Source organism: Bacterioplanoides pacificum, assembly GCF_042648445.1.
GTDB lineage: Bacteria > Pseudomonadota > Gammaproteobacteria > Pseudomonadales > Oceanobacteraceae > Bacterioplanoides > Bacterioplanoides pacificum.
The window spans coordinates 41592-68077 of sequence record NZ_JBHRYB010000013.1 but is presented as its reverse complement, the minus strand read 5'-3'; the positions used below and the strand labels follow the sequence as shown (position 1 = coordinate 68077).

The 26486-nt window shown below is 52.3% G+C and carries 21 protein-coding genes; 15 read left to right on the top strand and 6 right to left on the bottom strand.

Annotation, left to right across the window (positions count from 1 at the left end; genetic code table 11):
- The first annotated feature begins 96 nt into the window (after positions 1 to 96).
- The 3 genes from ACFOMG_RS11555 (at position 97) to ACFOMG_RS11545 (ending at position 5059) form a co-directional block, all read left to right on the top strand.
- Positions 97 to 1716, top strand: a complete 1620-nt coding sequence (locus tag ACFOMG_RS11555; RefSeq protein WP_376866780.1) for an FAD-binding oxidoreductase — start codon at positions 97 to 99, stop codon at positions 1714 to 1716.
- A gap of 164 nt (positions 1717 to 1880) precedes the next feature.
- Positions 1881 to 3476, top strand: coding sequence for a glycerol-3-phosphate dehydrogenase/oxidase (locus tag ACFOMG_RS11550; protein WP_376866777.1), 1596 nt, complete (start codon positions 1881 to 1883; stop codon positions 3474 to 3476).
- 23 nt (positions 3477 to 3499) lie between these two features.
- Positions 3500 to 5059, top strand: coding sequence for an FGGY-family carbohydrate kinase (locus tag ACFOMG_RS11545; RefSeq protein WP_376866776.1), 1560 nt, complete (start codon positions 3500 to 3502; stop codon positions 5057 to 5059).
- A 30-nt stretch (positions 5060 to 5089) separates the two neighbouring features.
- On the opposite strand, the gene ACFOMG_RS11540 is transcribed toward ACFOMG_RS11545, so the two are convergent.
- Positions 5090 to 6319, bottom strand: coding sequence for an EAL and HDOD domain-containing protein (locus ACFOMG_RS11540; RefSeq protein ID WP_376866775.1), 1230 nt, complete (start codon positions 6317 to 6319; stop codon positions 5090 to 5092).
- Between the two features lie 109 nt (positions 6320 to 6428).
- On the opposite strand from ACFOMG_RS11540, the gene ACFOMG_RS11535 reads away from it, so the two are divergent.
- Positions 6429 to 7376, top strand: a complete 948-nt coding sequence (locus ACFOMG_RS11535) for a chemotaxis protein CheV (RefSeq protein ID WP_376866773.1) — start codon at positions 6429 to 6431, stop codon at positions 7374 to 7376.
- A 50-nt stretch (positions 7377 to 7426) separates the two neighbouring features.
- Positions 7427 to 8251: an MOSC domain-containing protein gene (locus ACFOMG_RS11530; protein WP_376866772.1), complete on the top strand. Its 825-nt coding sequence runs from the start codon at positions 7427 to 7429 to the stop codon at positions 8249 to 8251.
- Here the strand turns inward: ACFOMG_RS11530 and ACFOMG_RS11525 are convergent.
- Positions 8243 to 8860 (bottom strand): hypothetical protein, encoded by a 618-nt coding sequence (locus tag ACFOMG_RS11525; protein WP_376866771.1) that lies wholly within the window; start codon positions 8858 to 8860, stop codon positions 8243 to 8245. The genes ACFOMG_RS11530 and ACFOMG_RS11525 overlap by 9 nt on opposite strands.
- Before the next feature lie 122 nt (positions 8861 to 8982).
- Entirely contained in the window at positions 8983 to 10263 is a 1281-nt protein-coding gene (gene gltA / locus ACFOMG_RS11520; protein ID WP_376866769.1) for a citrate synthase, read from the bottom strand.
- A gap of 350 nt (positions 10264 to 10613) precedes the next feature.
- Between gltA and sdhC the strand changes: the two genes are divergently transcribed.
- The 10 genes from sdhC (at position 10614) to ACFOMG_RS11470 (ending at position 23922) form a co-directional block, all read left to right on the top strand.
- On the top strand, positions 10614 to 10988 hold the full coding sequence (gene sdhC, locus ACFOMG_RS11515) for a succinate dehydrogenase, cytochrome b556 subunit (protein WP_376866768.1): 375 nt from the start codon (positions 10614 to 10616) through the stop codon (positions 10986 to 10988).
- Complete coding sequence (sdhD, locus tag ACFOMG_RS11510; protein ID WP_376866767.1) at positions 10982 to 11329, top strand: succinate dehydrogenase, hydrophobic membrane anchor protein; 348 nt, start codon at positions 10982 to 10984, stop codon at positions 11327 to 11329. Before sdhC ends, sdhD begins: the two co-directional genes overlap by 7 nt.
- Before the next feature lie 3 nt (positions 11330 to 11332).
- Positions 11333 to 13105, top strand: coding sequence for a succinate dehydrogenase flavoprotein subunit (sdhA, locus tag ACFOMG_RS11505; RefSeq protein ID WP_376866765.1), 1773 nt, complete (start codon positions 11333 to 11335; stop codon positions 13103 to 13105).
- Positions 13106 to 13120: 15 nt separating this feature from the next.
- Positions 13121 to 13831 (top strand): succinate dehydrogenase iron-sulfur subunit, encoded by a 711-nt coding sequence (locus ACFOMG_RS11500; protein WP_376866764.1) that lies wholly within the window; start codon positions 13121 to 13123, stop codon positions 13829 to 13831.
- Positions 13832 to 14105: 274 nt separating this feature from the next.
- Positions 14106 to 16943 carry a 2-oxoglutarate dehydrogenase E1 component gene (locus ACFOMG_RS11495; protein ID WP_376866763.1) on the top strand — a complete coding sequence of 946 codons (2838 nt, stop codon included), beginning with the start codon at positions 14106 to 14108 and terminating at the stop codon, positions 16941 to 16943.
- 26 nt (positions 16944 to 16969) lie between these two features.
- Positions 16970 to 18184, top strand: coding sequence for a 2-oxoglutarate dehydrogenase complex dihydrolipoyllysine-residue succinyltransferase (gene odhB, locus ACFOMG_RS11490; RefSeq protein WP_376866762.1), 1215 nt, complete (start codon positions 16970 to 16972; stop codon positions 18182 to 18184).
- A 24-nt stretch (positions 18185 to 18208) separates the two neighbouring features.
- On the top strand, positions 18209 to 19651 hold the full coding sequence (gene lpdA, locus ACFOMG_RS11485; protein ID WP_376866761.1) for a dihydrolipoyl dehydrogenase: 1443 nt from the start codon (positions 18209 to 18211) through the stop codon (positions 19649 to 19651).
- A gap of 154 nt (positions 19652 to 19805) precedes the next feature.
- Positions 19806 to 20969, top strand: a complete 1164-nt coding sequence (sucC, locus tag ACFOMG_RS11480) for an ADP-forming succinate--CoA ligase subunit beta (protein ID WP_376866760.1) — start codon at positions 19806 to 19808, stop codon at positions 20967 to 20969.
- Between the two features lie 3 nt (positions 20970 to 20972).
- The gene (sucD, locus tag ACFOMG_RS11475; protein WP_376866759.1) at positions 20973 to 21845 is read left to right on the top strand and encodes a succinate--CoA ligase subunit alpha; all 873 of its coding nucleotides are present in this window, start codon (positions 20973 to 20975) and stop codon (positions 21843 to 21845) included.
- A 190-nt stretch (positions 21846 to 22035) separates the two neighbouring features.
- On the top strand, positions 22036 to 23922 hold the full coding sequence (locus ACFOMG_RS11470) for a propionyl-CoA synthetase (RefSeq protein ID WP_376866757.1): 1887 nt from the start codon (positions 22036 to 22038) through the stop codon (positions 23920 to 23922).
- Between the two features lie 12 nt (positions 23923 to 23934).
- Here ACFOMG_RS11470 and ACFOMG_RS11465 read toward each other — a convergent pair whose 3' ends face one another.
- From ACFOMG_RS11465 to ACFOMG_RS11455, 3 genes are all read right to left on the bottom strand, one after another.
- Complete coding sequence (locus tag ACFOMG_RS11465) at positions 23935 to 24396, bottom strand: flavodoxin family protein (protein WP_376866755.1); 462 nt, start codon at positions 24394 to 24396, stop codon at positions 23935 to 23937.
- A 49-nt stretch (positions 24397 to 24445) separates the two neighbouring features.
- Entirely contained in the window at positions 24446 to 25375 is a 930-nt protein-coding gene (uspE, locus tag ACFOMG_RS11460) for a universal stress protein UspE (protein ID WP_376866754.1), read from the bottom strand.
- A gap of 103 nt (positions 25376 to 25478) precedes the next feature.
- Positions 25479 to 26345, bottom strand: coding sequence for a LysR family transcriptional regulator (locus ACFOMG_RS11455; RefSeq protein WP_376866752.1), 867 nt, complete (start codon positions 26343 to 26345; stop codon positions 25479 to 25481).
- Positions 26346 to 26486 lie beyond the last annotated feature (141 nt).

Below are 26486 nucleotides of genomic sequence, written 5' to 3'. Positions count from 1 at the left end.
CCCCATAACAAAAGGCCCCGGCATTTGCTAACCGGCGGCTAGTGTAACCCCGTCGGCTGGCGGGGTCTAATCGATAAAACGATAAAAGGTGGAAACATGGGTCGTCGTTGGAATGGCTGGGGTGATGAAAGCTACGTTAAAGAGGTATCGGATCACGGTCGTGCTCTGATTCACTCCATCATTGGTCAGCCTGAGCCTCTGCCATCGGTGACCCTGGAGCAGGTTACCGCACAGGTGCCGGCGTCCCGTTTACCACAACACCCACTGATCGTGACGGACGCGGAAGATCGTGTGCGGCACGCCCGTGGGCAGAGTTTTCCGGATTGGCTGGCAATGCACAGTGGCGAATTTGGGTTTTTCCCTGACGGTGTCGCTTATCCGGAAACCAGTGGTCAGGTACGTGAACTGCTGGATTTTGCTGTACAGCAGGACTTTGAGGTGATTCCTTATGGCGGCGGTACCTCGGTTGCCGGTCATATCACTCCGCAACAAAGTCAGCGTGCCATTCTCACCATCGATATGAGCCGCATGAATCAGCTGCTCGACCTGAACGAAGAAAGCCAGATTGCCACTTTTGGTGCCGGTACTCCGGGGCCTCTGGTTGAATCTCAGCTGCGCGCCCGGGGGTACACTCTGGGGCATTATCCGCAGTCGTGGGAACTGTCTACCGTGGGTGGCTGGATCGCATCGCGGTCGTCGGGGCAGCAGTCATTGCGTTACGGCCGTATCGAGCAGATGTTTGCCGGCGGCCGTATGGAGACGTTACACGGCACGCTGGATATTCCGACTATTCCGGCTTCGTCGGCGGGACCGGATATGCGCGAAATCACCATGGGTACCGAAGGTCGCATGGGTATCTTTACGGAAGTGCAGGTGCGTGTCAGCCGCCTGGCGGAAGAAGAGAAGTTTTTTGTTTACTTTATGCCGAACTGGCAGGCCGCGAAAAAAGCCGTGCGCGAACTGGTGCAGCAGCGTGTACCTATGTCGATGATGCGGGTGTCTAACGCCAAAGAATCAAAAGCACATGCGCACCTGGGAACGAAAGAATCACAATTTAAAGCGCTGGATAAGTTCCTGCGTTTCCGTGGCCTGGACGACAACCGTTGTATGTTGACTTTTGGTGTCACCGGCACAAAATTCCAGAATAAAACGTCGCTCCGACAAATCCGCAAAGTACTGAAGTCGAACGGTGGTGTTGGTGGTGTGATTGCCAATATGATGGGCACTATCTGGGCCGAAGGTCGTTTTAAGTTTCCGTATTTGCGTGAAAGCACCTGGGAAGAAGGCATCGCCATCGACACGCTGGAGACGTCAACCGACTGGGATAATGTCGATCGCCTGTTAAACGATATTGAAGAAACGCTGGAAAATGCCTTAAAAGACGAAAACGAAGAGGTGATGGTGTTTACTCACTTATCGCATCTTTACAGCCAGGGTTGCAGTATTTACACCACTTATTTTTTCCGTTGTGCCGATTCTTACGCCAACACTTACAAGCGTTGGCAAAAACTGAAATACGGTGCATCCGAAGTTATTGCCCGCCAGCGTGCGACCATTTCGCATCAGCATGGTGTGGGCAAAGATCATGCGCCGTATCTGGAAGCGGAAAAAGGCAAGCTGGGGATGCGGGTATTGCACACTCTGGCGGATGACTTTGACCCGGATCAGCGTCTGAACCCCGGGACGTTGCTGGAGCAGGGCAAGTCGTACAAATAAATCCGATATTTTAACAGTTGGCTGGGTTCTCACCTCGTCATGGCACTGTTGCTGAAGCCAGAAAAAATCTGCGCAGACGGATGGTTTCAGTAGTCAGTGCACTCACAGCCCGGCCTGGAAAATTCCAGTGCCGGGCGACTTTGTGAAACAGGAATCAAAACAGTATGTGGCAACAAGCATGGCAGGCGGGTAACCGACAAAATCTGCTGCAGCGTCTCAACAATAAACCGGAACATTGGGATTTGATCGTCGCTGGCGGCGGCATTACCGGAGCGGGTATTGCCCGGGAAGCGGCCCGGCGTGGATTAAAAACCCTGTTGCTGGAACGGCAGGATTTTGCCTGGGGGACCTCCAGTCGTTCATCCAAAATGGTACACGGTGGTTTGCGTTATATTGCTGCCGGTGATGTGAAAACCACCATGCATTCGGTGCAGGAGCGTGAGCGACTGATGAGTGAGGCGCCCGGTCTGGTTGATCAGATGGCGTATATGATGGCGCATTATCAGGGCAAATTTCCCGGTCCGTTTGTATTTAATACTTTGTTGCGTATTTACGACTTTTTTGCCGGTCGTCGCTACCGCCAGTTTCATCAGAAAAGTGCGGTGGAATATTTAAGCCCGCAAATTAATGAAGATCAGTTAATCGGTGGTACTCAGTTTGCTGATGCGGTGACAGATGATTCACGTCTGGTGATCCGGGTGTTGCGTGAAGCGCAAAAAGACGGTGCTGAAGTGATCAATTACGTCGCCGTTAAATGTCTGAAAAAAGACGGTGATAAAGTTGTCGGTGCCGTACTGCAGGATACCCTGAGCGGCGACAGCTTTGAAGTCAGTGCCGATGCGGTCGTGAATGCGACCGGTGCCTGGGCGGATGAGTTGCGCAGTGAAGTCAGCGCGGAAAAAAATATTCGCCCGGCACGTGGCAGTCATATTGTGGTGCCTTACTGGCGTTTACCGGTCGCTCAGTCTTACACCGCCATTCATCCGGATGATCAGCGGCCGATTTTTATCTTTCCTTGGGAAGGCCGGACCGTGGTTGGTACCACCGACCTGGACAATAATGGCATCGATAACAGCGAAGCCAGTATGACCCGCGACGAACTGGAGTATTTGCTGAAAGTGGCACGTTTCCAGTTTCCGAAAGCCGAGCTGCAGGAAAGCGATATTATTTCTTCCTGGGCCGGGGTGCGTCCGCTGGTGTCTTCCGGTGCTCTGAATCCATCAAAAGAAAAACGGGACCACAGTGTCTGGGACGACAACGGCCTGGTGTCGGTTTCCGGCGGTAAGTTAACGACCTTCCGTTTGATTGCGCTGGATGTCTTAAATGCCAGCAAAAAATATTTGAAAAACTGGAAGAATGGTGAATTTTCTTCGCAGATTTTCACTCATGCAGCACCGCTGCATAACGGTTTTGACACTTTGCCGCGTTATTTGCAAAAACGCCTGAGTGGTCATTATGGTATGGATGTCGATGCCTTGCTGGAATGTGCCCATAGCGGAGAGCTGGAGGTTATTCCCGGTGCGCGGGCGATCTGGGCTGAGTTGCGCTGGGCGGCGGCAAACGAAGCGGTGGTTCATCTGGATGATTTATTGTTACGGCGTACCCGGCTGGGCTTGCTGGTGGAGCAGGGCGGGCTGATTTATGAAGATAAAATCCGTGCTATTTGTGCGGAAGAGTTAGGCTGGACTGAACAACAATGGGCGGAAGAAAAAGCCCGTTACCAGGCAATCTGGCAAAAACACTACTCAGTCCCGGCATAAAAAAATAATAAAAAGGAAAACGTGTGAGTCAGTCTCCTTATGTACTAGCCATCGACAATGGCACACAGAGTATTCGTGCCCTGGTGTTTGATATCCAGGGTAATGTGGTTGCTAAAAGTAAGGTGGATCTCGAGGCCTATTTCTCCCGAGAGCCTGGCTGGGCGGAGCAGGAAGCGGATTATTACTGGCAATCTCTGGGGCAGGCCTGTCAGCAATTATGGGCGCAGGGCAAGGTAACGCCGCAGCAGATTGGCGGCGTGTCACTGACGACTCAACGTTATACCATGATCAATCTGGGTGCCGATAAAAAACCGTTGCGTCCGGCTATTGTCTGGATGGATCAGCGTCGCGCAGAAATTGATAAACCTGTGGGCGGCATCTGGGGTGTGCTGATTAAAGCGCTGGGTCTCAGCAATGTGATTGCTGAACTGCGTTCGAAAGCCCGTGACAATTGGATTGCCCAGTATCAGCCGGATATCTGGGCGAAAACCAAACACTACGTCAGCTTGTCGGCTTATTTAACCTATAAGCTGACCGGTGATTTAAAGGATTCCACCGGCTCAACGATGGGCTACTTACCTTATGATTACCGCCGTCAGCAATGGGCGAAAAAAAGTGATCTGAAGTGGAAGTTGTTGGCCGCTACTCGCGATATGATGCCGGAACTGGTACAGCCGGGTGAGGAGTTGGGCACGCTGAGTGATGAGGCCGCCGCACTCACGGGTTTGCCTGCCGGTTTAACCATGATTGCCGCTGCGTCGGATAAGGCCTGTGAAGTATTGGGTGCCGGGGGAATTGATGCCCATATCGGTTGCCTGAGTTATGGCACCACCGCCACCATTAATACCGCCACCAGAAAATACGTCGAAACGTTACCCTTTATCCCGCCTTATACCGCGGCCATGCCCAAAGTTTATAACACCGAAATGATGGTGTACCGCGGTTTCTGGATGGTCAGCTGGTTTAAAAATGAATTTGCCCAGGCGGAGCAACGCAAAGCCAAAGAGCTGGGTGTTGAGCCGGAAATGTTATTCGATGAATTATTAAACCAGGTGCCTGCAGGTTCTATGGGGCTGATGATGCAGCCTTACTGGTCGCCGGGTGTACGTCAGCCAGGACCGGAAGGTAAAGGCGCTATTATCGGCTTTGGTGATGTGCATAAACGTGCTCATATTTACCGCGCTATCCTCGAAGGCCTGGCGTATGAGCTGCGTGCCGGTAAAGAACAGATCGAAAAACGCAGTGGCACCAAAATCACCCGTCTGCGGGTTTCCGGCGGGGGCTCCCAAAGTGATGCCGCAATGCAGTTAACGGCCGATATCTTTGGTATGCCGGCCGAACGACCACATACCTATGAGGCCTCTGGCCTGGGGGCGGCCATTAACTGTTGTGTGGGGCTGGGGCTGTATCCGGATTATGACAGTGCGATCGAAAATATGACTCGTGTAGGGGATATTTTCCAGCCGCAACGGCCGACGGTGCAGTTGTATGATCGTTTGTATAAAGAGGTTTATCAGAAAATGTACAAACGTATGAAGCCTCTGTATCAGTCGATTCGTGACATTACCGGTTATCCGAAATAACCGGTAATGACGCTGTCCGCGGCCATCATATTATCTCTGGTGTTGCGGCGACAATAATTCACGGCAGTCCTGCAGTGCCTGCTGATAACACTGACTCAGTTGCGCGCTGTGAATGCCCAGTTGTTGCAGTCGGGGCCAGTCGACTTTATGCCAGTTGGCTTGTTCATAATGCTCGGTTAGAGACAAAAGTTCGCCATAATTTCCCTGGCGTGTCAGTAAGGCGTCGCGCAGGGCGTCGGGTAAATGTAAGCGGTCACATAGCTCGGACATCGGCAGATCCATAAACGCATCCAGTAACGAAAACAGGCCGATGGTGAAAGCGGTATTCGGGTCGAGGTGTGTGCTGATACTGGCCAGTTGCTGAGCCAGGTAGCCACGTAACACCGCCTGTTCCCGTAAAATCTGCGGTTTATCGCTCAGCTGCCCCAGTGCCAGCACGTTGGCCCAGGCGCGGATGCGGTCCAGTCCGGCGAGGGTGATGGCATGCTGGATCGAGGTGACTTCACTGACGCAGCCGATGGCTGCGGAGTTCACCAGTTGTAGCAGACGAAAGCTCAGCTGTGGTTCGCTTTGCAATACGCGGCTGACGTCAGTAATCTCGACATCCGGCCGGTTGAGTTGTTCGATCAGCTGCATGATGCTGATTTTGTTGTCCGGAATGCGGCGGCCGTACATGACCGCTGGTCGGGCGAAAAAATATCCCTGAAATAAGGTGCAGCCGGCATCGCGACAGATTTCGTATTCTTCCGCGGTTTCCACTTTTTCCGCCAGCCAGGTTAACCCGGGGCGCTGATAACGGCTGATCAGCGCAGCCAGCTGATCCAGGTCGTCCAGTTGCAGTATGTCTACTTTAATGATGTCGACATAGGGCAGCAGTGCCACCTGATTATCGGCACCGACAAAGTCATCCAGCGCCACCCGGTAATTCATCCGCCGCAGCTTTTCAATCGCCCGGATGCTGTCGTCATCGGCCTGGATGTATTCGAGAATTTCTGCCACCAGCACCTTGGCGGAGATGATCGGCGGGTTAAGTAACCAGCCCCGGGTAAAGTTGATAAATGCTGGCAGGCCACGAGTGACGGTCTCAAACCCGATTTCCTGATAGGCGCCAATCATCACCTCGCTGGTGGCGTAATCGCCATAGGTTTCCTGCCATTGCTGAGTATCCTGCGGCAGCGGCCGGCACAATAACTCGTATCCAACCACCTGAAGATTGTTGTCGAGTATGGGTTGGCGTGCCAGCAGGGGTAATTCAGACATTGTTCTTGTGTTCTTTTCCGACATAACCCTTCTAGTGTAGCTGCAATTGCGGTGCGTTTTTCAGTAGCTTGGCTACACTTTCAGGAAAAGTAAATGATTGGAGTGTGATATGAGCGGTGTTCTCAGTACCGTTGACGCCAGAACCAAGCTCGTTGGCCAGAATCGTCTCGAGTTGTTGCTGTTTAATCTGGGTGGCACTCAGCAGTTTGCGATTAACGTTTTTAAGGTGCAGGAGGTGATGCGCCTGCCCCATCTGACTGAAATACCGGACCGGCATCCGGTGGTGCGTGGGGTGACTCACCTGCGTGGTCAGACGGTACCGGTGGTGGATTTACGCCAGGCTATTCGTATGGGGCCGCTGAAGGCTCCGGACGACGAGGCCACTATTATCGTGACGGAATACAATATGACGGTACAGGCGTTTCTGGTGGGCGGTGTGGACCGGATTGTTAATATGAACTGGAGTGAAATATTACCGCCGCCGGGTGGCGCGGGTCGTCAGCATTATCTGACGGCCATTACCCGGATTGATGACCGTATCGTTGAGATTATCGACGTCGAAAAGGTGTTGGCGGAGATCGCACCTTACAATATGAAATTATCGGACGATGTCTACGATCAGGAGCTGCTGCAGCGTATCAAAGGCAAAGATATTCTGATTGTTGATGATTCGTCGGTTGCATTGCAGCAGATGCACTCTGTGCTGGAGCCGATGGGGCTGAATATCGTGCAGGCTAATAACGGTCTGGAAGCTCACCAGTTACTGATGCACTGGAAGGAAATGGGGCGCAATATCAGCGAAGATCTGGTGATGATCATTACCGATGCGGAAATGCCGGAGATGGATGGTTATATGCTGACGACTGAGATTCGTCGTGATCCGGATCTTAAAGATACCTTTATCATTTTGCATACTTCGCTGTCGGGTAACTTTAACAAAGCCATGGTCGAGAAAGTCGGCTGTAATGGTTTTCTGTCGAAGTTTGCGCCAGAGGCCATGGCGAAAGAAACACAACGCTTAATGCGCGAAAAACTCGGTATGCCACCTTTAGGCTGACACCAATCTGCTATAGCATGATGCTCTTGAGTTCTTTGTCAGGCAGCATCATGATTATTTCCCGTCTTTTTATCTATCCGATTAAATCCTGCGCCCCGGTTGAGGTTGATCAGCTGGGTTTTGATGACTTCGGCCCTCGTGGTGACCGGCGTTTTATGCTGGTTGATGAACAGGGGAAGTTTCTCAGTCAGCGGCAGTTGCCGGTTATGGCACGTATTCAGCCGGAACTGCGCTGGCGCGAAGACGGAGAGCTGGCGGGTTTACTGATCCGTGCGCCGGGGCAGGACGATTTTGAACTGGCGCTGAGCAGTGATTTGTCCTTGCGTGAGGTGACTGTCTGGAAAGATACCCTGATGGCCGAGGATTGTGGGGATCGGGCTGCTGACTGGTTCTCGGCGCTTTTGCAGCGCCGTTGCCGGCTGGTGCAATTGCCTGTCGGCAGTCAACGACAGGTCAGCCCTAAGCGTGCTCCACAGGGGCGTTATCATGCCTTTGCCGACGGTTACCCGCTGTTGGTTGTGACTCAGGCCTCACTGGATCATTTGTCGCAGCAGGTCGGGCGTGATATCGCGGTTGAGCGATTTCGCCCTAATGTGGTGGTAGCGGGGGCGGAGCAGCTGTTTGCTGAGTTAAGCTGGAAGCGCCTGGAGCTGGAGCGCGGATATCTCGACCTGGTGAAACCCTGTGTTCGTTGTGTGGTGCCCACCCGCGGGATGGACACGCTGGAGCGGGAAGCGGATGTGCTGGAGGCGCTGAAGCAGTCGTTTCGTGTGGATGGTCAGATTGTCTTTGGCCAGAATGCCATCGACTACGATGTCACGGAGCTGGCTGTGGGAGACTCATTGATGGCCAGCTTGTGCGCTGAGTCAGAATAACTCGATTTCATCACTGGTACCGAAGCTTTCGTCGTCTCCCTGTTCGAAGTGATGGCGATAAATTTCCAGCGCCTGGGAAACGGAGTGTCCTGCCATAATATGCTCAAACATAATGCGCTCCGCTTCCATGGTGTAATTGCCTTTGATGTGTTCCTGTAGGGTGCGCCAGGCGTCGGGTTGATAGCGTTCTTTGGCGTCGGCCATCAGGTGTCCCATGCGTTCCAGGCTGTCACCAACGTGTTCCAGTCGCTGGGTCAGGCGGTCGTAAAACTGAAAAGCAATAACCGCCTGCTGAATTTCATCGTTCACCTGGTGGGCCAGGTCGGAAATATCGCTACCGGCGGCTGAATCTTCATGGTCATGCTTGGGAGTGTCTGCTTTGTCTGTTGGCTGGCTGGCCAGTTGCAGAATTTTCTGGGTGTTGGCCGCCATGGTGGTAAAGCTTTGTGTCAGCTGATCAACCGACTGGCTGCCTTCGTTCAGGGAGGTGTCGATCTGGGCGATGGCCAGCGCCAGCATGGCCAGGGTTTCGCCGATCTGGCTCCAGTCGGGTTCTCCCTGAGCAGCGCCGGAAACACTGCCTAAGGTATGGCGTGGTGCAGAACTCATAAATATTCCATCAGTAATAGCTGGATAAAGAATAGTTGAGGTTTGCGGCTTCACAACGCTGATGTCTGATGGCGGGGTATAAAAAAACCGCTCAGCTGAGCGGTTTTTTCAGGATCGGCGGATTATTTTGCCGGGTAATCGCGCTTCTCATGACCGGTGTACAGCTGACGTGGACGACCGATACGGTAATCGCTGCTGATCATTTCATTCCAGTGGGCGATCCAGCCTGGCGTACGGCCGGTGGCAAAGATAACGGTAAACATTTCCGTAGGGATGCCAATCGCTTTCAGGATGATGCCGGAGTAGAAGTCGACATTCGGATACAGGCCGCGTTTGACGAAGTATTCGTCTTCGGTGGCAATTTTTTCCAGCTTCATGGCGATCTTCAGCAGAGGATCGTTTTCCATGCCCAGTTCAGCCAGAACTTCGTCACAGGTTTGTTTCATAACCTTCGCACGTGGGTCGAAGTTTTTGTAAACACGGTGACCGAAGCCCATCAGGCGGAACGGATCTTCTTTGTCTTTCGCTTTGGCGATGAATGTATCGATGTTGGATTCGTCACCGATTTCTTCCAGCATGTTCAGTACGGCTTCGTTAGCACCACCGTGAGCAGGACCCCACAGGGCCGCAATACCGGAAGCGATACAGGCGAACGGGTTGGCGCCGGTAGAGCCAGCCAGACGTACGGTAGAAGTAGAAGCGTTTTGCTCGTGGTCGGCGTGCAGCAGGAAGATGCGGTCCATGGCTTTCGCCAGTACCGGGCTGATTTTCTTCTCTTCACATGGGGTGTTAAACATCATGTGCAGGAAGTTTTCAGCGTAATCCAGGTCGTTACGCGGGAACATGAACGGCTGGCCGATGCTGTATTTGTACACCATTGCTGCCAGAGTCGGCATTTTAGCGATCAGGCGGTGCGCAGATACCACGCGGTGATGATCGTCATGAATGTCCAGTGAATCGTGATAGAACGCAGACAGTGCGCCAACCACACCACACATGATGGCCATTGGGTGGGCATCGCGGCGGAAGCCATTGAAGAAGTGGCTCAGCTGTTCGTGAACCATGGTGTGGTTCTTGATGGTGCTGAGGAAGGTTTCTTTTTCCTCTGCGGTTGGCAGTTCGCCGTGCAGCAACAGGTAGCAGGTTTCCAGATAATCGGATTTTTCGGCTAATTGCTCAATCGGGTAACCGCGGTGCAGCAACACACCCTTACCACCGTCGATGTAAGTGATTTTGGATTCGGTGGCAGCTGTCGATACGAAGCCAGGGTCATAGGTGAACAGGCCTTTGCCCGTCAGACTACGGACGTCAACGACGTCGGGGCCCAAAGTGCCTTCATATACCGGCAGTTCTAGGGTTTCCTCAACGCCATCAACTTTCAATGTTGCTTTTTTGTCAGCCATACAGGCCTCCTGGTTGTTCGAATTAAAACCTTATAAATAAGGCATGACCTCAAAAGAAAGGGCACAACTATAGGTACTGAAGTTCGTTTGTCAATTACCCAGCGGTCGAGCTGCGCCTGTGAGTGGGGTCTAGTATAGTTGCTGAGCGCCGGTTAGGTATTACTACCATGGTGAGGTGGATTTAACGTCACTTTGAGTCAGGGTTTGTAAATCGACCGGCCCGTGACTATAATTTGTCGCAACCTGAAACTTATACAATGCTTGTACAAGCGACGGGTTAGTTTTCATAAGCCTGTGTTTATCCCGGGGTTTTCCCCGAGAATAAGCCGAAATGAGAGTGTAGAAGAGCCGTGAATAGCAATAGACCTACAAACTTAGATCTGACTACTATTGAGCTCCCACTTCCTGCCAAGGCCTCCATCCTGCACCGTATTTCTGGTGTCATCCTGTTTGTTGCTGTTGCTTTTATGCTGTGCGCTCTGGATGCCTCTCTGGAATCTGCTGAAAGCTTCGCTGATTTTAAAGCGGGCTTTGATAATGGTCTGGTTAAGTTCATCACCTGGGGCATTCTGTCTGCGCTGGGCTACCACTTTGTAGCGGGTATTAAACACCTGTTGATGGATATGGGAATTGGTGAAAGCAAAGAAGGCGGTCGTACCGGAGCCATTATTACCCTGGCAGCCGGCGTGATCGTCATCGTTCTTGCAGGAGTTTGGGTATGGTAGCAAGTGTCACTAACTTAGGCCGTAGCGGCCTGTACGATTGGGTGGTGCAGCGTTTGTCTGCCGTCATCCTTGCCCTTTACACTCTGTTTTTACTGGGCTTCCTGATCGCTTCCCCTGACTTGCAGTTTGCACAGTGGCAGGGTCTGTTCGCACAAACCTGGATGAAAGTATTCTCCATGGCTGCGCTGATCGCTCTGTGTGCCCATGCCTGGGTTGGTATGTGGACCATTTCAACTGATTACCTGAAAGCAGCCGGTGTTCGTTTTGCTTTCCAGCTGGTGTGTGCAGGCGCTCTGTTTGTATACCTGGTGTGGGGTATCGACATTCTGTGGGGTGTGTAAGTCATGTCTAAAATCAAAACTATGTCCTACGATGCCATCGTAATCGGTGGTGGTGGTGCAGGCATGCGTGCTGCGCTGCAATTGACAGAATCCGGTCTGAACACGGCTTGTGTTACTAAAGTATTCCCGACCCGTTCACATACGGTATCGGCTCAGGGTGGTATTACCTGTGCAATCGCATCTGCCGATCCGAATGATGACTGGCGCTGGCACATGTACGATACCGTCAAAGGTTCCGATTACATCGGTGACCAGGACGCGATCGAATACATGTGTTCTGTTGGCCCTCAGGCGGTTTTCGAACTGGAACACATGGGTCTGCCGTTCTCTCGTTTCGAGAATGGCCGTATCTATCAGCGTCCTTTCGGTGGTCAGTCTAAAGGCCCTGATAATCCAACTCAGGCTGCACGTACCTGTGCCGCGGCCGACCGTACTGGTCACGCTCTGCTGCACGCTCTGTATCAGGGTAACCTCAAGGGTGGTACGACTTTCCTGAACGAATGGTATGCCGTTGACCTGGTGAAAAATGCCAAAGGTCAGGTAGCGGGCGTTATCGCTATTGATATCGAATCCGGTGAAACCGTTTACATCAAAGCCAAGGCAACTGTGCTGGCAACCGGTGGTGCGGGTCGTATTTATCAGTCCACCACCAACGCGCTGATCAACACGGGTGATGGTGTTGGTATGGCGATCCGTGCGGGTGTGCCGATGCAGGATATGGAAATGTGGCAGTTCCACCCAACCGGTATTGCCGGCGCGGGTGTACTGGTTACAGAAGGCTGTCGTGGTGAAGGTGGTTACCTGGTCAACAAAGACGGCGAACGTTTTATGGAGCGTTATGCTCCAAATGCCAAAGACCTGGCGGGTCGTGACGTTGTTGCCCGTTCCATGGTGCTGGAAATTCTGGAAGGCCGTGGTTGTGGCGAAGACGCCGATCACGTATTCCTGAAGCTGGATCACCTGGGTGAAGAAACTCTGAACGCTAAGCTGCCGGGTATTCTGGAGCTGTCACGCACCTTTGCCCACGCTGACCCGGTGAAAGAACCGATTCCGGTTGTACCGACGTGTCACTATATGATGGGTGGTGTACCAACCAATATCGGTGGTCAGGCGCTGACTCAGGATGAAAACGGCAACGACGTGATCATCGAAGGTCTGTACGCGGCTGGTGAAATTGCCTGTGTATCGGTACACGGTGCTAACCGTCTGGGCGGCAACTCGCTGCTGGACCTGGTGGTATTCGGTCGTGCGGTAGGTCTGCAGGTTGAGCAAAGCTTCAAAGAAGGTTTTGACTTTGTTGATCCGACTGATGCGGATATCGAACGCGCAATGGCTCGTCTGGATCGCCTGAACAATGCAACCACCGGTGAAAAAGTGGCTGAGGTTCGTGCTGATCTGCAAAAAACCATGCAGCTGTATTTCGGTGTATTCCGTGAAGGCGACAGCATGGAAAAAGGCCTGGAGATGCTGAAGGAAATCGGCGCACGCGTTAAGAACACGGTTCTCGACGATAAAAGTGGTCCGTTTAATACCGCCCGTATCGAAGCGCTGGAGCTGGATAACCTGTTCGAAACCGCTTATGCAACCGCTGTTGCTGCGATTGAGCGTAAAGAATCCCGTGGTGCTCACGCCCGTAACGATTACACCGAGCGTGATGATGAGAACTGGCTGTGCCACTCTCTGTACTTCCCTGAAACCAAGACCATCGGCAAACGTGCTGTGAACTTCGCTCCTAAGACAGTTGAAGCATTCCCGCCGAAAGTACGTACTTATTAATAAGGGAGTCTGACCGTGTTAGTTAGCATTTATCGTTACAACCCAGAAAAAGATGAAGCGCCTTACATGCAGGACTACGACATCACGATCCCTGGTAACAAGGATCTGATGGTTCTGGATGTACTGGCTCTGGTAAAAGAACAGGATCCAACCGTTGCCTACCGTCGCTCTTGTCGTGAAGGTGTGTGTGGTTCTGATGGTATGAATATCAATGGCAAAAACGGCCTGGCGTGTATCACACCGATCTCAGAAGCTACCAAAGGCAAAATGGACAAGCTGATTCTGCGTCCGTTACCCGGTTTACCGGTTATTCGTGACCTGGTCATCGATATGGCTCTGTTCTATCAGCAGTTTGAAAAGATTCAGCCATATCTGCAGAACGACAAGCCGGCTCCGGCGATCGAGCGTCTGCAGTCTCCGGAAGAGCGTGAGAAGCTTGACGGCCTGTACGAGTGTATTCTGTGTGCATGTTGTTCAACGGCTTGTCCGTCTTTCTGGTGGAATCCGGACAAATTTGTCGGCCCTTCTGGCTTGTTACAGGCTTACCGCTTCCTGGCGGACAGCCGTGATACCAAAACAGAAGAACGATTGGCGGAATTGAGTGATCCATTCAGCGTTTTTCGTTGCCGTGGGATCATGAATTGTGTCAATGTATGCCCTAAAGGTCTGAACCCGACCCGGGCTATTGGTCACATCCGTGACATGCTGCTGAGCCAGCAGCTGTAAGGATTACCACAGACCGACCATGTGGTATTAGACGTAAGTTGGGCTGGACACACAGCCTGCTTACGTTAACATTTTTTCAAAAATAGCGCCCACAAAGCGCTATTTTTAACTAAGCTAGTTTGTTAGTTGAGGGAACGGGGCATCCCCGGTTCAACTCAGAGGCATTACAACTTATCCGGTTGGCCCCCCATATGCCGTTTTATACGCAATGTGTCGGTGCGTGCGCTCTGTAGTGAATCCCTCGTTTTAAATAAAAACAGGGTGGTCGTACAACATGCACGAGCAGACAATGGAGCAACTATGGAGCACCTCGCAGTTAGCGGGTGGCAACGTTGCTTACGTGGAAGAGCTCTTCGAAACCTACCTTCGCGATCCGAACGAAGTCCCAGAAGAGTGGCGCAGCTATTTTGATCAGCTTCCACGCGTCGACGAAACAACGTCCGTCGATACTCCTCACAAACCCATTCGGGAACAATTCCTTCTTATTTCTAAAAATCAGAATCGTCTGCGTCCTGCTTCGCAATCGGCGGTCAGTTCCGATTTTGAGCGTAAGCAGGTTAAGGTTTTACAGTTAATTAACGCCTATCGCGGCCGTGGACATCAGCACGCTAAGCTGGATCCGCTGGGGCTGATGGAGCGTGAAATTGTTCCTGATCTGGATCTGTCCTTTCACGGGTTGTCCCAGGCAGATCTCGATAGTCAATTCCAGACCGGATCGTTATTTATTGGTCAGGAAGAGGCAACACTGAAAGAAATTGTTGATGCACTGGAACTGACCTATTGCGGCACCGTCGGTTCTGAGTATATGCACATCGTTAACACCGCCGAGCAGCGCTGGTTTCAGCAGCGACTGGAAAGTGTGCGCGCGCATCCGAAATTTGGCGATGAAGTAAAATTACATTTGCTGGAACGTCTGACCGCCGGTGAAGGCCTGGAAAAATATCTGGGTTCACGTTATCCGGGTGTTAAGCGTTTTGGTCTGGAAGGGGGCGAAAGCCTGATTCCGCTGATGGATGAGCTGATCCAGCGCAGCGGAACTTACGGTGCCAAAGAAATTGTGATTGGTATGGCGCACCGTGGTCGTCTGAATACTCTGATTAATACGCTGGGTAAAAAGACCTCCGACCTGTTTGACGAATTTGATGGCAAGGTTGAATTCCACTCTCACGGTGACGTGAAATACCACCAGGGTTTCTCTTCCAACGTTATGACGTCTGGCGGAGAAGTGCACCTGGCGCTGGCGTTTAACCCGTCTCACCTGGAAATTGTATCTCCGGTGGTTGAAGGCTCCGTGCGGGCTCGCCAGGATCGTCGTAACGATCCGAATGGCGATAAAGTCGTACCGGTACTGATCCACGGTGACTCGGCCTTTGCCGGCCAGGGTGTGGTCATGGAAACGTTCCAGCTGTCTCAGACCCGTGCTTACAAAACCGGTGGTACCATCCATATTGTCATCAACAACCAGGTGGGCTTTACCACCTCTCGTCGTGACGATAACCGCTCCACTGAATACTGTACCGATGTTGCCAAAATTGTTGAGGCGCCAATCCTGCACGTGAACGGTGATGATCCTGAAGCGGTGTTGTTTGTCACTCAGCTGGCGGTTGATTACCGCAACGAATTCAACAAAGACGTGGTTATCGACCTGGTGTGTTATCGCCGTCGTGGCCATAACGAAGCGGATGAACCGTCTGGTACTCAGCCGCTGATGTATGCTCAGATCAAGAAGCAGAAAACCACCCGTGATCTGTATGCTGCGAAGCTGATCAGCGAAGGCGTATTGTCTCAGGATCAGAGTAAGGAACTGGAAGAAGAGTACCGTACGGCGCTGGATAATGGTTTGCATGTTGCCAAAAGTCTGGTGAAAGAACCGAACGAATCTCTGTTTGTTGACTGGTCTCCTTACCTGGGTCATGAGTGGACGGCTAAAGCGGACACCTCATTTGAGCTGAAGCGTTTGCAGGAGCTGGCCCTGAAGCAGCTTGAAGTGCCGGAAGGCTTTTCGGTACAGCGTCAGGTGAGCAAAATTCTGGAAGACCGCCGTAAGATGGCAGCCGGTGCGTTGCCGATCAACTGGGGCTTCGCGGAAACCATGGCTTATGCCACGCTGCTGGACGAAGGACATTCAGTTCGTATGACTGGCCAGGATGTGGGGCGCGGTACTTTCTCTCACCGTCATGCTGTGTTGCACAACCAGAAAGACGGCGAACCTTATATTCCTCTGTGTAACCTCAAAGACGAACAGCCAGCCTTTGATCTGTACGATTCGACATTGTCGGAAGAGGCAGTGTTGGCATTTGAATACGGCTATTCCACCACAACACCGGGTGCTCTGGTGATCTGGGAAGCTCAGTTTGGTGACTTTGCCAACGGTGCTCAGGTGGTGTTTGACCAGTTTATTTCATCTGGTGAACACAAATGGGGCCGTTTATGTGGACTGACTATGTTGTTGCCACACGGCTACGAAGGTCAGGGGCCAGAGCACTCCTCAGCACGCCTGGAACGTTATCTGCAGCTGTGTGCTGAGCATAATGTTCAGATTTGTGTGCCGACCACGCCGGCACAGGTGTATCACATGTTACGCCGCCAGGTGATTCGTCCTCTGCGTAAGCCGCTGGTGGTGATGTCACCGAAAAGTCTGCTGCGTCATAAACTGGCGACCAGCACCCTGGAAGAGCTGGCTGAAGGTCAGTTCCAGACTGTGCTGGATGAGATTGATGAGCTGGATCCGGCCAAGGTGAAGCGCGTTGTGATGTGTTCCGGCAAAGTTTATTACGATTTGCTGGAGCGTCGTCGTGCGGAAGAGCTGGATGACGTGGCGATTGTGCGTCTTGAGCAGCTGTATCCGTTCCCGGCTGATGATCTGGGTGTTGTACTGCAGAAATTCAGTAACTTAAAAGAAGTTTACTGGGTACAGGAAGAGCCGATGAATATGGGCGCCTGGTACAGCAGTCAGCATCATATGCGTCGTGCTGTGGCTGATCTGGATGAAAAATTACATCTGGAATACGCCGGACGTGCAGCATCCGCATCACCAGCAGCTGGTTATATGGCGCTCCATCTGGAGCAACAAGAACAATTGATCCGTGACGCTTTAGGGCTTCAGGGCTAATTACAGGAATACTAAGGAAAACACCAATGAGCATCGAAATTAAGGCACCCACTTTTCCTGAATCCGTCGCCGATGGCACTGTAGCGACCTGGCACAAGCAACCAGGTGAAGCGGTACAGCGTGACGAATTAATCGTCGATATTGAAACTGATAAAGTTGTACTGGAAGTTGTGGCGCCGGCAGATGGCGCCCTGAAAAACATTCTGAAAGGAGAGGGCGATGTTGTCCTGTCCGACGAAGTACTGGCAATCTTTGAAGCCGGTGCAGTAGCGGATGCGGCTCCGGCAGCAGCTGAGGCTCCGGCGGCTGAAGCAGCGGACGACAGTGGTTCAGATGATGCGGTAGCCGGGCCGGCGGCACGTAAGCTGGCAGCAGAAAAAGGCGTTAACCTGGCGGATGTTAAAGGTACCGGCAAAGGTGGTCGGGTTACCAAAGAAGACGTTCAGAATCATCTGAAAGCAGCGCCAGCAGCAGCTCCGGCGGCCGCCGCTGCGCCAGCAAAACCAGCTGCACAGCCAGCGCTGAATCTGCCAGCTGGTGAGCGTATCGAAAAGCGTGTGCCAATGACTCGTCTGCGCGCCACGATCGCCCGTCGTCTGGTAGAAGCGCAGCAGAATGCCGCCATGTTGACCACTTATAATGAAGTGAACATGAAGCCGGTTATGGAGCTGCGTGCGAAATACAAAGATCGCTTTGAGAAAGCACACGGTGTGAAGCTGGGCTTCATGTCGTTCTTTACCAAAGCGGCGACGGAAGCGCTGAAACGTTTCCCGGCTGTGAATGCGTCGATTGATGGCAATGATATGGTTTATCACGGCTATCAGGATATCGGTGTTGCGGTTTCCTCGGATCGTGGCTTGGTAGTTCCTGTATTGCGTGATACGGACGGTATGGGTTTAGCCGAAATTGAAAGTACTATTGCGGATTTCGGTAAACGTGCCCGTGACGGTAAACTGGGCATCGAAGAAATGCAGGGTGGTACTTTCACTATTTCGAACGGTGGGATTTTTGGCTCACTGATGTCGACTCCTATTCTGAATCCACCACAAACCGCTATCATGGGGATGCACAAAATCCAGGAACGGCCGATGGCGGTTGACGGCGAAGTGGTTATTTTGCCGATGATGTACCTGGCACTGTCGTACGACCACCGTATGATTGATGGTAAAGAAGCGGTTCAGTTCCTGGTGACTATCAAAGAGTTGCTGGAAGACCCTGCACGTCTGCTGTTAGACATTTAACCGCACAGATTAAGGAAATAGGTAATGAGTAAAAAGTTTGATGTTGTTGTAATCGGCGGTGGTCCTGCAGGTTATGTCGCAGCGATCCGCTGTGCCCAGCTGGGGCTGGAAACGGCTTGTATCGACAAGTGGATTAATAAAGAAGGCAAGGCTGTTTTTGGTGGTACTTGTCTGAATGTCGGTTGTATTCCGTCTAAAGCTTTGCTGGATACTTCGCACAAGTACGAAGAAGCGCACGAGAAGTTTTCTTTGCATGGTATCAGCACCGGCGAAGTCAGTATTAATATCGCTGACATGCTGAAGCGCAAAGATCAGATCGTAAAAAATCTGACCATGGGTGTGGCGACGCTGTTTAAGGCTAACGGTGTTAAAGCGCTGGAAGGTACCGGTAAGTTGCTGGCGGGTAAAAAGGTGGAATTCACCAATCACGCGGGTGCTACCGAAACCATCGAAGCAGATAACGTGATCATCGCCACTGGCTCTGTGCCTGTGAATATTCCGCCAGCGCCGCTGACGGAAGGTGTCATTGTTGATTCAACCGGTGCGCTGGAATTCACTGAGGTGCCAAAGCGTCTGGGTGTGATCGGTGCGGGTGTGATTGGCCTTGAGCTGGGCAGCGTCTGGGGCCGTCTGGGTGCTGAGGTTGTGGTTCTGGAAGCGCAGGATAACTTCCTGCACCTGGTTGATCAGACCGTTGCCAAAGAAGCGAAAAAGCTGTTTACCAAACAAGGTATGGATATTCGTGTGGGTGCACGGGTGACCGGTTCCGAGGTGAACGGCAAAGAAGTGACCGTCACCTATCAGGACAGCGAAGGCGAAAAATCAGAGACCTTCGATAAGCTGATTGTTGCTGTTGGTCGTCGTCCGTACACCGAAGGTTTATTGGCTGGTGACAGCGGTGTAAATCTGGATGAGCGCGGCTTTATTCACGTAGATGAAACCTGCATGAGCGATGCTCCCGGTGTCTGGGCTATTGGTGACGTGGTTCGTGGTCCAATGCTGGCTCACAAAGCATCAGAAGAAGGTGTGATGGTTGCCGAACGTATTGCCGGCCATAAAGCCCAGATGAACTACGATGTGATTCCTTCTGTTATTTACACGCACCCGGAAATTGCCTGGGTAGGTAAGACGGAAGACGAATTGAAAGCAGCCGGAGAATCCTACAATGTAGGTATGTTCCCGTTTGCCGCTAATGGCCGTGCCATGGCAGCCGCGGATACCGACGGTTTTGTTAAAATTGTCGCCGATGCTGAAACTGACCGCATTCTTGGTGCCAGTGTGATTGGCCCCAATGCTGGTGATCTGGTGCAACAAATTGTTGTGGCAATGGAATTTGGTTCAACCGCTGAGGATGTGGGTATGATGGTATTTGCTCACCCAAGCATTTCAGAAGCGGTTCATGAAGCGGCACTGGCCGTGAACAATGCTGCGATTCACAAAGCGAATCGTAAACCAAAGAAAAAGTAATATTGATGAGTTAGGTAAATGCCCGGGTCTCCGGGCTTTTACTTTATGACTGAGTGAGGCTGGTCTGTTTTGCCAGTGCCGACACAATCGGTTGCTCAGTTAACAGTGGCTGCCGGGTTATCCCCGGCTCAACAAAAGAAACAGGACGAAAGCGATGAACCTTCACGAATATCAGGGTAAACAGCTTTTTGCGCAGTATGGTTTGCCAGTATCAAGTGGTGTGGCAGCCCAAACTGCGGAAGAGGCTGCAGCAGCAGCTGACCAAATCGGTGGCGACAAATGGGTCGTTAAAGCTCAGGTACACGCCGGTGGCCGTGGTAAAGCGGGCGGCGTAAAACTGGTATCTTCTAAAGAAGAAATCAAAGAGTTTGCCGAACAGTGGCTGGGCAAAAACCTGGTGACCTATCAGACTGATGAAAACGGCCAGCCTGTTAGCCGTATTCTGGTAGAAAGCTGCACCGATATCGCTAATGAACTGTATCTGGGTGCGGTAGTAGACCGTTCAACCCGCCGTGTTGTCTTTATGGCATCGACTGAAGGTGGTGTTGAAATTGAAAAAGTGGCGGAAGAAACGCCAGAAAAAATTCTCAAAGCAACCATCGATCCACTGACAGGTGCACAGCCTTATCAGGGTCGTGAGCTGGCCTTTAAACTGGGCCTGCAAGGTGATCAGATTAAACAGTTCACCAAGATCTTCATGGGTCTGGCGCAACTGTTTGTGGAAAAAGATCTGGCGCTGATCGAGATCAACCCGCTGGTGATCAAAGAAGATGGTGATCTGCACTGCCTGGATGCCAAAATTGGCGTTGATGGCAACTCTTTATACCGTCACAAAGACCTGCAGGAAATGAACGATCCTTCTCAGGAAGATGCTCGTGAAGCTGAAGCAGCGGAATGGGACCTGAACTACGTTGCGCTGGATGGCAATATTGGCTGCATGGTGAACGGTGCGGGTCTGGCCATGGGTACTATGGATATGGTTGCACTGCACGGCGGTTTCCCGGCTAACTTCCTGGACGTTGGTGGCGGCGCGACTAAAGAGCGTGTTGCTCATGCGTTCAAACTGATTTTGTCTGATGACAAAGTGAAGGCGGTTCTGGTTAACATCTTCGGTGGCATCGTTCGTTGTGACATGATCGCAGAAGGTATTATCGGCGCAGTAAAAGAAGTGGGCGTTAACGTTCCTGTGGTTGTACGTCTGGAAGGCACCAATGCTGATCTGGGTAAGAAGGTTCTGGATGAATCCGGTCTGGATATTATCGCAGCAGAAAGTTTAACAGATGCTGCAGTTCAGGCAGTAAAGGCAGCGGGGAACTAAGACATGTCCATTCTGATTAACAAAGACACAAAAGTTATCTGTCAGGGTTTTACTGGCGGTCAGGGTACTTTCCACTCTGAGCAGGCAATTGCTTACGGTACACAAATGGTCGGCGGTGTAACACCGGGTAAAGGTGGTACTGAGCACCTGGGTCTGCCGGTATTTAATACCGTTGCTGAAGCGGTTGAAACCACTGGTGCAGAAGCGTCTGTTATCTACGTACCAGCACCTTTCTGTAAAGATTCGATTCTGGAAGCCGCAAACGCTGGTATCAAACTGATCGTTTGTATTACTGAGCATATTCCGGTGATGGACATGCTGGAATGTAAGGTGAAGTGTGATGAGTTAGGCGTTCGTCTGATTGGTCCTAACTGCCCGGGTGTTATCACTCCGGGAGAATGTAAAATAGGTATTATGCCGGGTCACATTCACCTGCCAGGCAAAGTGGGCATCGTTTCCCGTTCCGGTACCCTGACCTATGAAGCAGTGAAGCAGACGACTGACTACGGTTTCGGCCAGTCTACCTGTGTTGGTATCGGTGGTGACCCGATTCCGGGTTCTAACTTCATCGATATTCTGGAAATGTTCCAGAATGATCCACAGACTGAAGCCATCGTTATGATTGGTGAAATCGGTGGTACCGCTGAAGATGAAGCGGCTGCTTATATCAAAGAAAACGTGACCAAGCCTGTGGTTTCTTACATCGCGGGTGTTACTGCTCCGAAAGGTAAGCGTATGGGTCACGCGGGTGCGATCATCTCTGGCGGTAAAGGTACGGCTGACGAGAAGTTTGCCGCCCTGGAAGACGCGGGTGTTAAAACCGTTCGCTCTCTGGCGCAAATCGGTGAAGCACTGAAAGAAGTAACTGGCTGGTAATCGCCGCTGTTACGAAAAAAACCCGCTACGGCGGGTTTTTTTATGCCTGTTTTTACCGGATTCCGGTTGTTGGTCACGGTTTATGCGGCCTGCAGGCGGATCGACTTTCGTGGTATGACCCTTGGTCGAATAGTGCGCCTGACCCTGTTTCCCATAAGGTAATTCCAATAAAAACAACAGGGGAACTTGTATGAGTTACCAACAGGAATACCAGACATCCATTGAGCAACCAGAGCGTTTCTGGCAACAACAGGCCGACAAAATTCATTGGTTCCGTAAACCCCGCACCCTGCTGCAGAAAGATGATCACGGCATTGATCGCTGGTTTGTCGACGGTGAGCTGAATACGGCCTACCTGGCTCTGGATCAGCATGTGCTGGCGGGCCGGGGTGATGATATTGCTCTGATCTACGACTCGCCGGTAACCGGCAACAAAAAACAATACAGCTTCAGCGAGCTGACGGAAGCGGTTGCTCTGTTTGCCGGTGTGTTGTTGAACCAGGGCGTTGAGAAAGGCGATCGTGTGATCATTTATATGCCGATGGTGCCGGAGGCAGCCATTGCTATGCTGGCCTGCGCCCGTATTGGTGCGGTTCACTCGGTGGTATTTGGCGGCTTTGCTGCGCATGAGCTGGCGGTGCGTATCGACGATGCAGAGCCGAAAGTGGTGGTGTCTGCTTCCTGCGGTATCGAAATTGACCGGGTGATTCCGTACAAGCCGATTCTGGACGAAGCGATTAGCCTGGCACAGGCGAAGCCGTCCGGTTGCGTGATTCTGCAGCGTGAACAGCACCCCTGTGAGCTGACTGCTGGCCGGGATGTTGACTGGCAACAGGCACTGGCGGCTGCCCAGCCTGCGGACTGTGTGGCCGTGAGAGCGACCGATCCGCTGTATGTGTTGTATACCTCGGGGACAACCGGTAAGCCCAAAGGGGTGGTACGTGATAACGGTGGCCACGCGGTGGCCATGCACTATTCAATGGAGCTGGTGTATGACATGCATCCGGGTGATGTGTTCTGGGCTGCGTCGGATGTTGGCTGGGTTGTTGGTCACTCTTATATTGTTTATGCGCCACTGATTCGTGGCTGTACCACGGTGTTTTATGAGGGGAAACCGGTAAGGACTCCGGATGCCGGTGCGTTCTGGCGGGTTTGCGAAGAGTATAAAGTAAAAGGCATTTTTGCTGCACCCACCGCCTTCCGTGCGATTCGTAAAGAAGATCCGCAATGTCAGCTGGCCAGACAATACGACTTGTCGGCGTTAAAAACGGTGTTTATGGCGGGCGAACGTCTTGATCCGCCCACTTACGACTGGGTTGATCAGCATATTCAGCGACCGATCGTTGACCACTGGTGGCAAACCGAAACCGGTTGGGCGATTGCCGGTAATCACATGGGGCTGGAGCCGGCAACACCGAAGGCCGGTTCAGTTACCCGACCTTCACCGGGTTATCATGTGCAGATTCTGGATTCCCGCGGTCAGCTGGCCGCCGCCGGTGAACAGGGCAGTATTGCCATTAAATTGCCATTACCGCCAGGCTGTTTGCCGACCATCTGGCGTAATCACGAGCGTTTTGAGGCCGGTTATCTGAATACCTATCCGGGTTATTACGTGACCGGTGATGGCGGTATGCTGGATGAAGACGGCTATCTGTTTGTACTGGGGCGGACTGATGACATTATTAACGTTGCCGGGCACCGCTTATCAACCGGGGAGATGGAAGAAGTGGTGGCTGGTCATGATGCCGTTGCCGAATGTGCGGTCATTGGCCAGAGCAGTGATCTGAAAGGGGAGGAGCCGCTTGGTCTGGTGCTGTTAAAAGATGGCGTGGATATTGACGAAGAGCAGCTGAAACAAGAACTGGTACAACGGGTGCGCGATAACATCGGCGCGGTTGCCAGCTTTAAGAATGCGGTGGTGGTGCAGCGTTTACCAAAAACCCGCTCCGGTAAAATCCTGCGGAAAGTATTGCGTAATATTGCTAACAATGAGGAATACAGTACGCCATCAACCATTGATGATCCGGCCTGTCTGCAGGAAATTGAGCAGGCGCTGAAGGAGAAAGGTGTCAGTTGAAACCAATGCGGTTCAGTATATGCCCTGATCCAGTGCCAGGGTCAGGGCACAGGCCAGTTCCTCGGTTTGCTGTAAAAAATTGTCCTGCCAGTCACCACGTAACACCAGTGGTTGCTGTACCCAGCGCCAGCGCAGGCCGGTGGTGATGGTTTGTAAAGCCCGTACGCTACCGGTGCCATCATGCCCGGCGCGGATAATGGCTGCACAGGGTTTACCCTGGGTGTGTTCGAGGCAAGGGTAGTAACAGCGGTCGAAAAAATCTTTTAACGCGCCACTGATGTAGCCGAGATTTTCGGGTGTCAGCAGTAATACGCTGTCTGCTGCTATCACCTGATCGGGCTGGCATTGCAGTGCCGCGACCGTCTTAATGGAGACCGCTGGGCATATCGCCTGCTCATGACCGCTGATGATGGCCTGGCGTAACTTCTCCAGGTTTGCTGAAGGACTGTGGTAAATAACTAATAACTGTTTCATAACATACAAAAGAGGCCGCAACGGCGGCCTGTGTAATTGTCAGCTTTCTTTATTCAGCATCAGGTTTTACCCCGTCCTGAGGTTTGATGACCAGCACATCACAATTCACTTTATCCACCAGGGCTTCGGCCGTATTACCGATCAGCACGCCCGCCAGCCCTTCACGGCCAACGGTGCCGACCACGACCAGGTCGGCTTCAATACGAGCCGCAATCTCTGAAACCACATCGTCAGTGTCACCTTCGGCAATATGAATATGATCGTTGTCGATGTTGTATTTCTGCGCCCATTGCTGGCAGCCGCTTTCGTGTTGTTCTGTGACGTAGCTCTGAATATCATCCGGGGCTGTTACTTCCGGCACCATGGCGAACGCCACGCTGACTAATGGGTAGGCGTTGCCCAGATGCAGGTCGGTGTCAAAGTGATCAGCCAGGTGCTCGGCAAAAGACAGGATGTTGTCGTTGATCAGATCGTGGCTCTGGTCGGGGGCCGTGGCATCGACTGCGGCCAATATGCGGTTGTGTTGCCAGGGTTGCGCATTTTTAACCAATAACACCGGTGCCGGGCAGTGGCGCAACATATTCCAGTCGGTGTGGGTGAAAATACGATCAACCAGGCTGTGGGGTTGGGTACCTTTGATGACCAGGTCGAAGTCTTTGTTGCGCATGGATTCAATGACGGCATCGTGCAAGTGTTTTTGCCAGTGCACCTCCGTGCTGGTGTTGACGCCACTGGTTTCTGACACAAAGCTGTTAATCCAGTTATCCGCCTTTTTCAGCAGGGCCTGCTTAATGCGCAGCTGGGTGTTGCTGTCGATGGCCGATAATGCCGAACCTTCTTCGCAGTGGGGTTCGTACGTGTTGGTCATCAATGTCAGGTCGGCATCCAGAGAGCGTGCCAGCCAGAGTGCCCGTTCCAGAGCAATTTGCTCCGGGTGATCGCTGTCGAGCACGACCAGAATGTGATTGATATCCAACATAATATTTTCCTTGTGTGGGTTAACACCAATAGCCTAGCCGGATGTGGCGGCGACCATCTTGTGTTGAATCAATGTCGGCTTTTTTAGGCAGAAATTCAACCGTTTAAAACAGAAGCCGGATCAGCGCCTGGGCGGCATTGCTGAGCGTTCTTTCCTGTAAATGAATGAGTCCCAGGGGACGGCAAATTGCCTGGTCGGGCCAGATCAGACGATGTAGCTGTTGGTCGTTACTGATCATCGATGCCGGCAGCATGCTCCAGCCAAGACCGACCGATACCATCATTTTAATGGTTTCCAGATAGTTGGTGGGCATTGGCGCCTGCAGCGTTAACCCCTGGCGGACAAAGGCGGACTCGACCAGCTGAAACGTAATAGTATCGCGTTCGGGCAAAATGGCCGGTGACTGACTCAGTTGCTGCAGCGTGGGCTGGTTCAGGCTGGCCAGCTGGTGGTCGGGAGCACAGACACACACCATCTCGTCCTGCCATAGCAGGTGCGATGTAATGTGTGCCGGCGGTTGCTGCTCCAGAGTCGTCAGTGCCAGCTCTACCTGGCGAGCGTCGACGGCCTGATAGGCCCGTTCTGAACCCATGAATTCCAGATTGAGCTGGGCCTGGGGGTAACAGCGAACGAATTCTTTCAGTACTGGCGGTAAGCGGTGCAGGCCAATATGGTGGCTGGTGGCCAGTGACAGGGTGCCACTGACCTCGCCGCTGAGGTTGTGCAATTGCAGTTCTGTATCGGCTACCAGAGCGAGGATCTGCTGCGCTTTAGGCAATAATGCCTGGCCCGCCTCAGTCAGACTGATGGTGCGGTTGTGGCGGTCAAATAACTGGGTGTCGAGTTGTTGTTCCAGTTGCTGAATACGTTTACTGACTGCTGACTGGGTCAGGTGCAGGCGCTCACCGGCGAGGGAGAACGACGAGCAGGCCGCGACACTGAGAAAAGCCCGTAACGCTTGGGTATCCATTTGACTCCTTCCATTCCAGTATGGAATTTAAACTAGAAAAAATATGAATTTATGTTGTTTAGCATTTGGCGTATATTGATGCAATAGCTAACGCGGAAATAACCGCGGAAATGAGATGAGATACATCCCCTGAGTTAAGGA